Source organism: uncultured Campylobacter sp. (genome assembly GCF_937996225.1).
Taxonomy (GTDB): Bacteria; Campylobacterota; Campylobacteria; order Campylobacterales; family Campylobacteraceae; genus Campylobacter_B.
Window position 1 is genome coordinate 1 of record NZ_CALKTC010000038.1, and the last position, 13,978, is coordinate 13,978.

At 48.5% G+C, this 13,978-nt stretch carries 11 protein-coding genes; 6 read left to right on the forward strand and 5 right to left on the reverse strand.

The features are described from left to right. Positions 1–445: 445 nt before the first annotated feature. The 4 genes from Q0174_RS04960 to Q0174_RS04975 all read right to left on the reverse strand — a co-directional run bounded on the left by Q0174_RS04960 (position 446) and on the right by Q0174_RS04975 (position 4,751). Positions 446–634, reverse strand: a complete 189-nt coding sequence (locus tag Q0174_RS04960) for a sodium-dependent tyrosine transporter (RefSeq protein ID WP_177388229.1) — start codon at positions 632–634, stop codon at positions 446–448. A gap of 16 nt (positions 635–650) precedes the next feature. Next, positions 651–1,442, reverse strand: coding sequence for a LysR family transcriptional regulator (locus Q0174_RS04965; RefSeq protein WP_298042027.1), 792 nt, complete (start codon positions 1,440–1,442; stop codon positions 651–653). A 9-nt stretch (positions 1,443–1,451) separates the two neighbouring features. Then, complete coding sequence (fdhD, locus tag Q0174_RS04970; protein ID WP_298042028.1) at positions 1,452–2,231, reverse strand: formate dehydrogenase accessory sulfurtransferase FdhD; 780 nt, start codon at positions 2,229–2,231, stop codon at positions 1,452–1,454. A gap of 267 nt (positions 2,232–2,498) precedes the next feature. Further along, positions 2,499–4,751 carry a molybdopterin-dependent oxidoreductase gene (locus Q0174_RS04975; protein ID WP_232501139.1) on the reverse strand — a complete coding sequence of 751 codons (2,253 nt, stop codon included), beginning with the start codon at positions 4,749–4,751 and terminating at the stop codon, positions 2,499–2,501. 535 nt (positions 4,752–5,286) lie between these two features. Here Q0174_RS04975 and napA point away from each other — a divergent pair. The 6 genes from napA to Q0174_RS05005 are packed head-to-tail and all read left to right on the forward strand — an operon-like array spanning position 5,287 to position 11,748. Continuing rightward, positions 5,287–8,070: a nitrate reductase catalytic subunit NapA gene (gene napA / locus Q0174_RS04980; protein ID WP_298042029.1), complete on the forward strand. Its 2,784-nt coding sequence runs from the start codon at positions 5,287–5,289 to the stop codon at positions 8,068–8,070. A gap of 3 nt (positions 8,071–8,073) precedes the next feature. Continuing rightward, on the forward strand, positions 8,074–8,832 hold the full coding sequence (gene napG / locus Q0174_RS04985) for a ferredoxin-type protein NapG (protein ID WP_298042030.1): 759 nt from the start codon (positions 8,074–8,076) through the stop codon (positions 8,830–8,832). Then, entirely contained in the window at positions 8,829–9,638 is an 810-nt protein-coding gene (napH, locus tag Q0174_RS04990; protein WP_298042032.1) for a quinol dehydrogenase ferredoxin subunit NapH, read from the forward strand. The genes napG and napH overlap by 4 nt, the downstream gene beginning before the upstream one ends. Beyond that, complete coding sequence (locus tag Q0174_RS04995; protein WP_298042034.1) at positions 9,635–10,168, forward strand: nitrate reductase cytochrome c-type subunit; 534 nt, start codon at positions 9,635–9,637, stop codon at positions 10,166–10,168. Before napH ends, Q0174_RS04995 begins: the two co-directional genes overlap by 4 nt. A 9-nt stretch (positions 10,169–10,177) precedes the next feature. Continuing rightward, a complete protein-coding gene (locus Q0174_RS05000) occupies positions 10,178–11,416 on the forward strand; it encodes a hypothetical protein (protein WP_298042036.1) in 1,239 nt (412 codons plus the stop codon). Further along, positions 11,413–11,748: a chaperone NapD gene (locus Q0174_RS05005; protein ID WP_298042038.1), complete on the forward strand. Its 336-nt coding sequence runs from the start codon at positions 11,413–11,415 to the stop codon at positions 11,746–11,748. Before Q0174_RS05000 ends, Q0174_RS05005 begins: the two co-directional genes overlap by 4 nt. 897 nt (positions 11,749–12,645) lie before the next feature. On the opposite strand, the gene Q0174_RS05010 is transcribed toward Q0174_RS05005, so the two are convergent. Beyond that, the coding region (locus tag Q0174_RS05010; protein ID WP_298042040.1) for an AI-2E family transporter at positions 12,646–13,978 on the reverse strand (1,333 nt) is incomplete at its 5' end.

Sequence of the window (13,978 nt, forward strand, 5' to 3'; positions counted from 1 at the left end):
ACGACCACCACGCAGACAGCATAAATAAACCGAAGTTTGAAGCTTTTCAAAATTTTCCCTTAGAATTTTGCCCGCGACTATACCCAATGAGTACTTAATAAAATATAAATACTATATAGGCGAAATAGGCAAAGCTAGCTGAAAAATGCGGTTAAGCCGGGTTTGAATGATGAAATCTTTCGAGTAAATTTGGCGAACGAATGTCGTCATAGACCATATTTGCGTAATCGTATCCCTATTTACACGCTACGCTAGGCCCTATATCCGAAGCTCGTTCGCCGTAAATTTTACCGCAACATCTTTGCGTAGGCTTTTCTTAAAAGCACAGACCACCAAAATTATCGTAGTGTTAATAAGCGGCGAGCAGCCGCTACCGTATCATAAAAACCGCTATTTTGCGGACTGTTTGCAAGCTGCTCGCGCGGTCATGAAGTGCGCTTCGCGCCTATTTGCCGATAAAATTTTTCTGCAGCCACTCCATCGCTTTTTCTTCGCTTTCAAATCTGCCGCTTTTGGCGACTTGAAACTGCCCCTCGTAGAAGCGAATTCTGATACCGTCTTGGACGCTATCTACCTTGATGCGCGTGATCCTGTCTTTGTTTAGATAGGTTCGTTCGTTTAGCTTTACAAACATCGTTTCTCCTTTAAATTTAATGGTTTTTATCTTTCGCTTTACTTGCGTCTTTCTCGCCCTCTTTTTTCAAAAAAAGCTCCTTAAAGCGCTCGTTTGCGTAGTTTTCTATATCGCTTTGCAGCTGCTTATACGCGGCGATCAGCTCATAAGCGCGCGCATTTAGCGTCGTGCCTGCGGCATTGCCGCCGCCTTGCTTGGTGCTAAAGAGCTCCTCTTGCAGATTTTTTTGTAAAATTTGCAGATGGCTCCAGCACTTTTTGTAGTTCATCCCTAAAACCTCGGCGGCTTTAGAGATGGAGCCCGTCTGGGCGATCACGTCTAGCACTTCGGTTTTGCCCTTGCCGAAAATGAGCTCGCCCTGCGCATTTTCGATCCAAGTTTTTGTTTTTACCCTCATTCTTTTGCCTTTCTTCTCCTTAAAGCAGCCCAGCTGACAATATTTCACATCTATGGCGTGCTCCTTAAGCGTAGAGCGCACGGTATCAAACCCAACTCCGCCGCTAGCTACGGCGCGGGCGTCGCGGCAAAAAATCCGCCTTTTCTCATCCAAAAACGGATTTAGCTTTTGCAGCGCCTTTATGCTGCCTCCACTACATTGCATCTTGCCGAACTGTCCGAGTTCGCAGCGATCTATCCGTATCCCTTCGCGTGCTGCGAGATCTCCTACGACGCCCGCGTCCACGCCTAATTTGGCGGCGATCTTAAACGCTGCACCGCAATCGAGCTTGCCGCTTGGATTTAGTAAATTTAAAATCAGCCTTTTGATCTCGCTTGCTTTTTTATCGTCTATCTTGATATCTATCTCCATGCCGCCCTCTTAACTCAAAATTCTCTCTTCGCCGCTATAGACGTTTAAATTTTCGCCGCGCGCGAAGCCGCAAAGGGTAAGATCAAATTTACGCGCAATCACGACACCTAGGCTCGTAGGGGCCGTGCGCGAAACAAGCGCGCTAACGCCGCTCATCACGGCTTTGGCGACCATTTCGGAGCTTAGCCTGCCGCTTACCAAAAGAAGCGAGCCCTGCGTATCGCACCCCGCCAAGACCGCCTTGCCGACGGATTTATCGATGGTATTGTGCTGGGCGATATCCTCGCCGATAAAATACTCGCCCGCGGTAAAGAGCTTTGCGGTGTGCACGCAGCCCGTCATCTCATAAAGCTCGCACTGCGTGTAAAACTCGCTCATCAAATTTAAAATTTCATTCTTATGAAATTTAGCGTCCGAGCGGACTTTACGCGCCGCCATAGCTGCAGGATCGATATTTGCGGTAGAGCTGCGCCCGCAGCCGCTGATGATGACTTTTTCGGTATCGAAGCTATTTAGCCGCTTTTCGTTTATCTCGCCGCAGACATTCACGCTAAGCCCGTCCGGCGCGAGCTCTATGCTTCTTATGCGGCTTGGATCCGAGATCAAATTTTCGCTCAGCAAATATCCTACCGCAAGCGCCTTTAAATCGCTCGGAGTCGCCATAAGCGCACCGAAACGCTTGCCGTTTAGTAAAATTTCAAGCTTGATCTCGCGCACCAAGATATCGCTTACGATCCTTCTTTCATCCCCTTTAAATTTAACTATCTCCGCCCTATAAATCGGCTCCATAGACCTTCCTTATTTTAATTTCGCCCGTATCGTAGTGAAATTTTGCTTAAATAGCCTTAATTCGCCGAAGTAAAGCCGAAGCGGCGTGCGTAAATTTAAAGCGCTCGCAGTTTTGTATTTAAAAAATCGCGTGGAAAATTCCACGAGCCGCTCGCACCGTGAGCACAAGCGGCCATGAAGCGCCCGCAAAGATAAAATTTCATCAAATTTTGCCGTAGCCGCGATTAAATTTCATCTTTGCAAAGCGGGCGGAATTTACCGCCCAAACTACCTATGCACCGGCGATAGATAAGGTTTCTCGGAGTGCATTGACATCTCGTTTTGTCTTCTGAACTCGATAAACTCGCTCTCGCTAAGCTTTCTGATATTTGCGATCGTCATCTTTAGCGGCGGGATACCCGATAGCGGATCCAGATCGCCCGCATGCACGAGCTCGTTGCCGTCGGCCTCGCTGTAATGGAAGGTCGTAAAGATCGTACCCTCTTTCAGATCCGGATTTATACGAAGCTTTGCGGCGATCTGACCGCGCTTATTTTTGACAAGCGCGTAGCAGCCTTCGGTAAGCTCACGTTCGCGTGCGATGTCGGGGCTAACCTCGATGAGCGCGCCTTCTGCGCCCGCACCGTACTCTAGCGCGCGGCACTCTCTCGTCATCGTGCCCGTATGGTAGTGATAAACCTTACGCCCAGTCGTAAATAAGCACGGATAAATTTCATCCGGTATTTCACTAAGCGCGCCGCTTCCCACCGGATAATCATCAGGAATTTTCATCTTGGCTCTAAAATCCGCCTCAGCTTTAGCGCGCCCCTCTTTATCATCCACGTAAAGTACCGGCACCATTCTAAATTTACCATCAGGCAGCATCGATTTATGATCTGCGTAAAGAACCGGTGTGCCCGGATGATCTTCATCAGGACATGGCCAGCTGATACCACCTAGCTTATCTAGCCTATAGTAGCTAATACCGCCGAAAAATTTAGGCATTAATGCACGCACTTCGTTCCAAATTTCTTCCGCACTTAAAAAATCAAACCCTTCAAGTCCCATTCTTTGCGCGATATTGCAAACTACCTTCCAATCAGGCTCTACGCCAGGAGCCGGCTCGCTTGCCTTGCGCGTGCGCTGGACGCGACGGGAAGTGTTTAAAAAGGTGCCATCCTTCTCGCCCCAGCCGGCAGCAGGTAGTACGACATCGGCTTTCTGTGCGCTCTCGGTAAAGAAAAGATCCTGCACGATAAAGCAATCCAAATGGTGCGTTGCATGCACAAAGTGTTCCGTCCAAGGATCGCTCATTACGGGATTTTCACCGTAAACGTAGAGTAGCTTCAGCTCGCCGCTATCCATCTTATCCGGAGCAATCGTAAGTTTAAAGCCTGGAGTTGGATTTAGCTCGAAGTGCCATACTCTGCGCGCCTGCTCCTGAGCGTAAGCGGAATTTACCGCACCTGCCGGGATGACGTTAGGTAGCGCGCCCATATCGCATGCGCCCTGGACGTTATTTTGACCGCGCAAAGGATTTACGCCCGCGCCTCTTTTGCCTAAATTTCCCGTCAAAATGGCTAAATTTGAAAGCGAAAATACATTTGACGTACCGTCGCTAAACTGCGTGATACCCATCGTGTAGCAGATCGCCGCTGCGCCTGCTTTAGCATACATTCTAGCAGCTTCGATTACGAGCTCTTTTTTCACGCCGGTCTCGCGCTCAAAGCGCTCAGGAGTAAAGTCCTTAACCGCTTCTTTTAAATACTCGTAGCCGTGAGCGTAGTTTTTGATAAACTCGTCATCTTGCAGATTTTCAGCAATGATAACATTCATAATGGTATTTAGCGTCTTAATGTTCGCGCCCACTGGGATTTGCAGATAGATATCAGCTTTTTTCGCCATATCTGTGCGCTTCGGATCTACGACAATCATCTTAGCGCCGCGCTGAAGCCCACGCTGCATCTGCATAGCGATGATCGGGTGACACTCGCTCGTGTTTGTGCCGATGAGTAAAAATACGTCCGTATCGGTAGCGAATTCTACCAAATCGTTCGTCATCGTTCCGTTTCCTAGCGTGTTGGCAAGACCTGCCACTGTAGGAGCGTGTCAAAGACGGGCGCAGTGATCGACGTTATTGCTGCCCTGAGCACGGAAAAATTTCTGAAAAACGTAGTTGTCTTCGTTATTTGAGCGCGCCGAGCTAAAACCCATTATTGAGCTTGGGCCATATTTAGCGACGGTCTCTTTAAATTTAGACGCTACAAAATCATAAGCCTCTTCAAAGCTTACCTCCTCCAGCTTACCGCTTCTATCAAATACTCCGTTTTTCTTACGGATCATAGGTTTGGCAAGGCGTTTTGGAGAGTTTACGAACTCCCAGCCGAACATCCCTTTTAAGCATAGCTCGCCGTCATTTACGTGATGGGCCTGCGTAGGGCGCGCGTTTACGATCCTGCCGTCTTTTACGATAAGATCGATACCACAGCCGGTGCCGCAGTAAGGACAAGTCGTTTTGACAATCTTTTCTCTGGACTGCATAATATTCCTTTCAAGAATTTTGGTTTGCACGGCTATTATACTTTCTAGATTATAAAAGAATTTTTAAATTAGTGAATTTTTTTAAGCGAAATTTAAGCGATATGCAAATCCAGCATATTAAATTGAATAGTTAAATTTTACGCTTTTGCCTCGATAATGACGGCGTTTTAGTGTAAAATTTATCGCTTATCACAAAAGACGCTTTTTAAGCTAACTTTTATAATTTTAATAGAATTTTGAAATTATATTACGCTCCGTTTTATTTCAAAGCACGATTAAATTTTTATGAAATTTTAATGCTAATTTATCGGTATAATATATTAATTTAATTAAATGAAAATATATATTAAAATTTATCAAAAACTCGTTGTCCTGATAAAATTTGAACCACTAAATTTAAAATTTATAAAATTATTATCTTATATCTGAAATCTATGTAGAAAAAACCTTGATTTTAATCTAGACTAAGCCGTTTTTTTATGCTATTATCCAAAACGTTAATAGAAATTTACATTCTAAACGAAAGGTTAATCTCATGGATAGACGAGACTTTATAAAAAGCTCTGCAGCAGCGGCTGCCTGTAGCGTTGCAGGTATCAGCTTGCCTAGCAGTCTTAGCGCTACTGACGAAGCCGAAAAAGGTTGGCGCTGGGACAAGGCGGCCTGTCGCTTCTGCGGCACCGGCTGCGGCATCATGGTAGCCACCAAAGACGGCAAGATCGTAGCGGTCAAAGGCGATCCGTTAGCGCCCGTAAATCGCGGTCTAAACTGCATCAAAGGCTATTTCAACGCCAAGATCATGTACGGCGCCGATCGCATCACCAAGCCTCTTTTGCGCGTAAATTCCAAAGGCGAATTCGACAAAAAGGGAAAATTTATCGAGATCAGCTGGCAAAGAGCGTTCGACGAAATGGAGAAGCATTTCAGGCGCGCCTATAACGAAGGCGGTCCCGAGGGCTTTGCCGTACTTGGTAGCGGTCAATACACGATCCCGGAAGGTTACGCCGCAGCAAAGCTAGTAAAGGCGGGCTTTCGCTCCAATAATCTCGATCCTAATGCTCGCCAGTGCATGGCCAGCGCCGTCGTAGGTTTTATGCAAACCTTCGGTATCGACGAGCCTGCGGGCGTTTTCGACGATATCGAGCTAACCGATACCATCATCGCTTGGGGCGCGAATATGGCTGAGATGCACCCTATCCTTTGGTCTCGCGTCTCCGACCACAAGCTTCGCAACCCGGACCGCGTAAAAGTTATAAATCTCTCGACCTACTCTAGCCGCACTTCAAACATCGCCGATATCGAAATTATATTCCGTCCGAATACCGATTTGGCGATATGGAACTACATAGCAAGGGAGATCGTCTACAACCACCCGGATATGATAGATGAGAAATTTATTAAAGAGCACTGTGTGTTCGCTACAGGCCCTGTGGATATCGGCTACGGCTTGCGAGAAGATATAAATCATAAAAAATACCGCAAAACCGAGCTTGATACCGCGGCTAAGCAAAAATCCAAAATTTTAAGCAAATCCGAGGGCGTTACGTTAGCATATCTGGGTATGAAAGAGGGCGACGTACTCGAAAACAAACACTCTGACAAATCGGATGCTCACTGGCTCATAAGCTTTGAAGAATTTAAAAAAGCGCTGGAGCCCTACACGTTAGAATTTGTAGCGCCTTTGGCCAAGGGTAACGAAGATGAGGATTTAGAGGCGTTTAAGACCAAGCTAAAGCAGCTGGCAGATTTTTATATAGAAAAAGATCGCAAAGTAGTAAGCTTTTGGACGATGGGCTTTAATCAGCACTCAAGAGGAACCTGGGTCAATGAGCAAAGTTACATGGTGCATTTTCTGCTCGGCAAGCAAGCTAAGCCGGGCTCCGGAGCGTTTTCGCTTACCGGTCAGCCTAGCGCTTGCGGCACGGCTAGAGAGGTGGGCACGTTTTCTCACCGCCTACCTGCCGATATGGTCGTGGCAAATCCGGCACACAGAAAGGTTTCCGAAAAAATTTGGAAGCTTCCAGAGAACACGATAAACCCAAAACCGGGCGCACACTACGTGCAGGCTCTACGCAATCTCGAAGATGGCAAGATAAAATGGCTGTGGGTTCAGGTAAATAACCCGTGGCAGCAGATCGCCAACGCAAACCACTGGATAGCCGCGGCGCGCGAGATGGATAACTTCATCGTAGTAAGCGAGCCATATCCGGGACTAAGCGCGAAGGTAGCCGATCTAATCCTGCCGACCGCGATGATCTACGAAAAATGGGGCGCATACGGCAATGCCGAGCGCAGAACTCAGTGGTGGAGGCAGCAGGTTCTTCCTGTGGGCGACGCTATGAGCGATACGTGGCAGATGTTAGAGTTTTCCAAGCGCTTCAAACTTAAGGATTTTTGGGGCGAGGTTAAAGTAAATGATAAGCTTACGTTACCAAGTGTCTTAGATAAAATTTCAGAATTCGGCTATACGCCAGAGACTACACTATTTGAAGTGCTCTTTGCAAACAAAGACGCTCAGGCTTTCGCGGCAAAAGATCTGATTATGGCAAGCTTCGATAACTCCGAAGTAAACGGCGACTCTCGTGGCGTAATCGGCAGCGACGGCAAAGAATTTAAAGGATATGGCTTTTTCATCCAGAAATATCTTTGGGAGGAGTACCGCAAATTTGGCACCGGTCACGGACACGACCTAGCCGATTTCGATACATATCACCGAGTGCGCGGTCTTAGATGGCCGGTCGTAGACGGCAAAGAAACACTTTGGCGCTTCAACGCTCAATACGATCCTTATGCTAAAAAAGCGGCTCCGGATAGTGACTTTGCCTTTTATGGCAACGCCAAAGCGGCGCTTCCTAGCGGCGATCTGAAATCTGCTACTTCAGGCGAAGAGAAAACAAGCCTTGCCAATAAAGCTAAAATTTTCTTCCGCCCATATATGGATCCTGTAGAAGTGCCGAGCGAGGAATATCCTTTCTGGCTATGTACGGGTCGCGTGCTAGAGCACTGGCATACGGGTACTATGACTATGCGCGTGCCGGAGCTTTATCGCGCCGTACCGGAAGCAAGATGCTATATGAATGAAGCCGACGGCGCCAAAATCGGCGTACAACAAAACGAGATCGTCTGGATCGAGTCGCGCCGCGGCAAAGTCAAAGCGCGCGTGGACTTTCACGGACGTAACGTTCCGCCGAAGGGACTTATTTTCGTGCCGTTTTTTGACGAGAAAGTCTACATAAACCGCGTCACGCTCGATCATACCTGTCCGCTTTCAAAAGAGACCGACTACAAAAAATGCGCGGTTAAAATTTACAAGGCGTAAATTATGGATAGGCGTGAGGTCTTAGGTATTCTTTCTTTAGCTGCTGGCGTTGGCGTTTTGGGGCTCGGAGTCGCAAACTCTAGCGAGCACGCCAGACTCCGCCCGCCCGCAGCTATAGGCGAGAAAGAATTTCTTAGCAAATGCCTAAGGTGCGGACTTTGTGTCGAGGCGTGCCCATTTGATACGCTTAAGCTTGCGAGCTTTTGCGATCATGCTATTGCAAACGGCACACCGTTTTTTATCCCGCGCGAAATTCCATGCTATATGTGCGACGACATACCTTGCGTCGCGGCCTGTCCTAGCGACGCACTAGATAAAAGCCTGGTAAGCGAAGACTCCAAGCTTAACGTGCGTCTATCCAAAATGGGCGTTGCGGTCATAGATACGGAGCATTGCATCGCTTATGCGGGTATCCAATGCGACGCGTGCGTGCGAAACTGCCCCGTGATGGACAAGGCGCTCAGGATCGATTACCGTCACAATAACCGCACCGAAAAGCACGCCCTGCTCGTGCCTGTCGTAGATAGCGACTATTGCACGGGTTGCGGCAAGTGCGAGCATGCCTGCGTCACGAAAAAGGCGGCTATCAGCGTCGTGGAACGCGAGCGCGTCATAGGAATTTCCAGCGATAACTACGTCAAAGGCTGGATCAAGGGCGACGACGCGAAGCTAAAGGACGCAGACACCAAAATCAAGCTCGATCCGCAAAAGAGTAAGGATTACTTAAACGAGGACGATCTAATGGAAGGAACTAGGCAATGAAATACACTATTTTAAGGCGTTTGAGCCAAATTTCTATTCTAGTCCTTTTTATTTTAGGAAATAATTTCGCCTTCAAAGCCGCGAGCGAAAACGGAATTTTATCAGGAATTCTAAAGGGCAATCTAAGCTCGTCGAAACTTTTCGGCACGATTAATCTAAGCGATCCGTTTGCAACGGCGCAGATGCTGTTAGCTAGCTTTTCTTTGGGCGCTACGGCGGTTATCGGAGCGCTTATCGTAGGAGCATTTTATGCGCTTATAGCGCCGCGATTATATTGCTCGTGGGTCTGCCCGATAAATTTACTGACCGATCTTGCCGCGTGGCTTCGTAAAAAATTTGGCGTGCACACCAAAATTTTAAACGTAAATCGCAAAGCTCGCTACGTCCTAGCGGTGCTAGCGCTTGTTTGCAGCGGAGCTTTCGGCTTTGCGGCGTTTGAGAGCGTAAGCTTTATCTCACTTTTCGCGCGCGCCGTCATATCGCTGAGTGCCAGTGCGTTTGCAATCGCGCTACTGATCGTAGTTTTTGAAATTTTTGCAGGCGATCGCACTATCTGCTCGCGGCTATGCCCGCTCGGCGGATTTTGGGCTGCGCTTAGCTATTTTAGCGTCATTCGCATTCGCCACGAGGTAGATAAATGCACGATGTGCGGCAAATGCAAAATGGTCTGCCCCGAAGTGCAAGTACTTAAGATAGTCGGGCGCGAAAACGGGTGCGTTAGTAGCGAGTGTATCAGCTGCGGACGCTGCATCGATGTATGCGACGACGATGCGTTAAATTTTAGTATATTAGGAGTGAAAAAATGAAAAAAATGGTTTTAGGCTTGGCTCTTGCATGCTGTGCGGCGCTGTTTGCCGCGGACAAGACGGCATCTATAGACGCCGATAGCATGGGCTTTATAAAAAGCGTAGATGAATCGGCGCAAAATAAAAATTCCCTGCCCGATTTCAAATATAGCGAGGACGCTCCGGGCGCCGCTTCGAAAATCGAGCGCAGCTTCGAAAACGCTCCGCCGCTCATACCGCACAGTCTGGACGGGCTTGTACCGATCACAAAGGATAACAATATGTGCGTAACCTGCCATATGCCCGATGTCGCTAAGGATGTAGGCTCTACGCCGATTCCAAAAAGCCACTTGGTAGACTTTCGCACAGGCGCGGATCTAAACGGCACGCTAGCCGAGCAGCGCTTCAACTGCACGCAATGCCACGTACCGCAAGCCCAGACCGATCCGCTCGTTAAAAATAATTTTAAGGCTGATTTTAGCAGGTTTAGCGACGCAAATTCCACTTCTAATCTCATAGATACGCTAAATCAAGGCGCCGAGGTTGAGTAGGAGCGCACGATGAAATTTTTACCACCGCTGCTACTTTGCGCCTGCTTCATGTATGCCGGTAATGGCGTCGCGGCACCTAGCGGTGCTGTGGGCATAGATACGCCTGCAAAGATCAAACACGCTAGATTCATACTAGAGCTTGACGCAAATGTCGCGGTGCTAAAAAATCTAGACGGCGAAATTTACGCAGGACTCGACGACGGCAAGCTCTATAAAATCGCCATTAGCTCCACTGAGAATTCCGCGCGCAACTCCGCAGCTGGACAAAATCTCGCAGATCAAAATTCCGCGGCAAACGCAAGCATAAATTCCAATGCGGCGCAGAATTTTAATGCAAGAGCAAGCGTAAATTCTGCGGGAAATTCCGAGGCAAATACCGCCGCTATAAATTCCGTAGAGAATTCCGCAGCGGCAAATTCCATAAAGCAGAATTCTGCCGAGAATTCTACGGCATTAAATTCCGCTCAAAATTCTATCTCGAATTCCGTGCCGAGCGCAATCTCCAAGACGCTAATTTTCGCCCTGCCCTCGTCCAAAAATTACCTAGACGAGCCGATGGGCGCTACCATATTCGACGTCGATAAACTAGGCGAAAAATACGCATTTTTATATAACGGCGACGCGTTTGAAAAGATGCTGGGCGTGTTTGCGAGCGGCAAGATCACGCACTACAAGTTGCCGATGACGGGGATTAAAAACGTCTATTTCTACGACGAAAACACCGTGATTTTGCTAGGTCTTGGCAGCGAAATTTTATACTTCGACCTGTCTAGCGGTAAGGTAAGCTTCGAGCAAAAGCTCACCATCGCGTCTTTGGGCGGCAGCGCCTACGACCGCTCCAGCGGAACGCTGCTAATCTCGTGCGAAGGCGGCATCGTGTTTTATTTCGACGCGAAAGCAAAAAAGCTTATGAGCCAAAAGTCCCTGCACAAGGACGGAATCTACTCCGTGGCGCTACTTGGCGATCGCATGATGAGTGGCTCGAACGACAAGGAAAGATCGTGCTACTACGAAAACGGCGATTTCGCTAAATTTTATAACGCCCATTTTGCAGTTTTTGCCGTGGCACTAAGCCCCGAGCTAGGAGCTTTTACCGTTGGTAACGGCGTGCGAGTAATCGATAAAGCAGGCGAGATCGTCCGCAGCATCGAGCTGGACAACGACATCATCAACTATCTGCTTTTCGCAGGAGGGTATCTCGTGGGCTCGGGGTACAATAGATATATCTACTTTTGGGAGTTAAAATGAATATTTCAAGCGTCGTAATCTATCTGAGCGCAAATGCCGACGTAGCGGCGTTTCGAAAGGAGCTGCAAAGCATCGGCGGCTGCGAGTTCGTCGCGTGCGAGGACGGCAAGGCGGTAGCCACGATTAGCGCGGAGAGCTTCGAGGACGAGATCGCCGCATTTCGCGCGATAGAGACTATAAAAGGCGCAAGCGAGGCGATGATGATCTATTCTTACTCCGATCTTGACGCAGACATCGCCGCGGCAAACTCCGACAACGGCGAGCAGATAATGCGCGAGCTGGATGAAAAAGACCCAAGCCAGATCAAATACGGCGGCAAAGTGCGGATCTAAACCGCCGCCACTCTATTGGTGCTTTTTGTCTAAATTTTATATTTTCGACGATCTCTGCGTCACTCGGTAAAATTTTTTATATAAATTTTATCTGCGCCCACGGAATTTGAAATTTTCAAACTCATCTTTGTCACTTCTAGCCTGTTTTTGTATCTCTAGCCCGACGCCGCTTTTGCACCCTTAGCCGATTTTTAAGCTTTTGATACGCCGCCTTGCGTTTAGCCGTAAATTTAAATCTACAATTAGACCCTATGACGATACAGAATTTTAAAAGCGATGGACGAATTAAATTTATGAAATTTCTGCGCAGCGCTATGCTTTACGTCGCATAAAAAACATGCCGTACCAAATCAGACGCCGCATAAAAAGATACCGCAACTGCCGTCCGGCGCCACAGCCTATAGCCGCTGCGACGCCCGTCTGTTTGGGATGGCGCTATAAAAATACGGCGACCGGGGCGCCGACCGCTGGCAGAAACTACTTCTGCGCGCGGCTTAAGATGCGCCGCAGTAAAACATCGAGCTTAGCTCGGCTGCCGTCAAACACGCTAAATTTAGTGCGCATTTACTCCCTAGTATCGCAGCCCTTCGTTCGGCCATGGGCTTTGCGGCGCGCAGAGGGTTTTTAAATTTCAAAACAAGAGCATAAATTTTAAAATTCCTAGGCGTAGGAATTCCGCGCCGAAGCCAAATTTTAAAATTTATACTGCGGGCACTCAAAGAGAGTTAGTGGTGCGCCGAAATTAAAATTTGCCTTTAAATTTGAAGCCTTTAAGCCCGCGCAAGAGCTGCGAACGGACAAAAAGCCGCGAGGGCGCAAGAGCCGCGAGGGCGTGCTGGGCATTGCGTTTTACGGGCAGCATTTTCATAAATTTAAAAGCGCCTGGCAGCGCAAGCCCTACTCGAATTCTATCTTTTTTAGATAATCGTATAAATTTAGCACAGCGATAAATAGCGTTAAAATCGCGGGCCCCAGGATCACGCCCCAGAACCCGAACGTGCTGATGCCCGAAAGCATTGAGAAGAAGATCAGCATCTCGTTGATGTTTGCGGGGTTTTCGACCAGGCGCGAGTTGATAAATTTGATCACGAGCGGCTTTACGAAGCTGTCTGCGAGCGTCGAGATCAGTATCACGCAATACGCCATTATCACGATCGCGCCCGAGGTGCTGCCCCCCGCTAGCACATATAGCGCGGTGGGCACGTAGATGAGCGCGCCGCCGACTGCGGGGATGAGCGAGCAGAAGGCGAAAAGCACCCCCATCAGCAGCGCGTCAAAGCCGAAGATCCCCGCGATGATCGAAAACAAAAAGCCCTGCAATACGGCGTTGAAGATGGTCGAGTAAAACACGACGCTCATCGTATTTGCCGTCTCGGAAAAGATATAATCGATCTGCGCGGGCTCTACGGGTAGAATTTTTTTAAAAAAGCGCTTGAAGCTCTCGCCGTAGAGGTATGCAAAAAAGCAAAACACGACGATAAGCACCATATCGACGATAAATTTTGCGCTGGACTTTCCAACGACCGAGAGATATGAGATGATCTGTTTCGCTAAGCCCGCGACGTCTAGGTTTGCCAAAAACGAGCGAAACTGCGTATCAAATTTTTCAAAAGGCCCGGGCAGCCTGATGTCTAGGCTCTGAACGTAGCTAAGCGCGTCGTTTAAGCGCGCCATATCGAAGCTCGCGGCGTTTTTGGCGATCTCGATCACTGCGTAGATGAAGGGCACGAAAAAAAGCGCGCATAGCAAAAACAGGCTAAGCACCGAGGCTAGCGTGCGCCTGCCGCGGCACAGCTTCGTCACTTTAGCGTGCAGACCCGAGGTCGCCACCGCCATCAGCACGCCGATTACAATCACCATCAAAAACGGCGAGAACAGATAGATCACGCAGCAAAACATCAGCAAGATTGCGCCGATAAAAAATATCTTGTTCGTTTTCGCGCGCCCGTTAGCCTTGGCAAGACCTGCTTTCACACCCACAGCAGCTCCCGAAGCGGCAGCGGCGCCTAGCGCGGAAGCATTAGCCGAGAAGGTTTCGTTGGCTTCGACAGCGTCGTTAAGCGCGGAAGCACCAGCGGACGAGGCTTTGTCGGTTTCGACCCGGTTTTTGCTTTGATTTTCGGCAGCGGCTTCGATTTTGCCCCACTCGTTATTTACGGTCTGATTTTCGGTGAAATTTTGAGCCTCGCTTTTGGTGTTATTCTCGGCGTTGTTTTGAGCCACGTTTTCA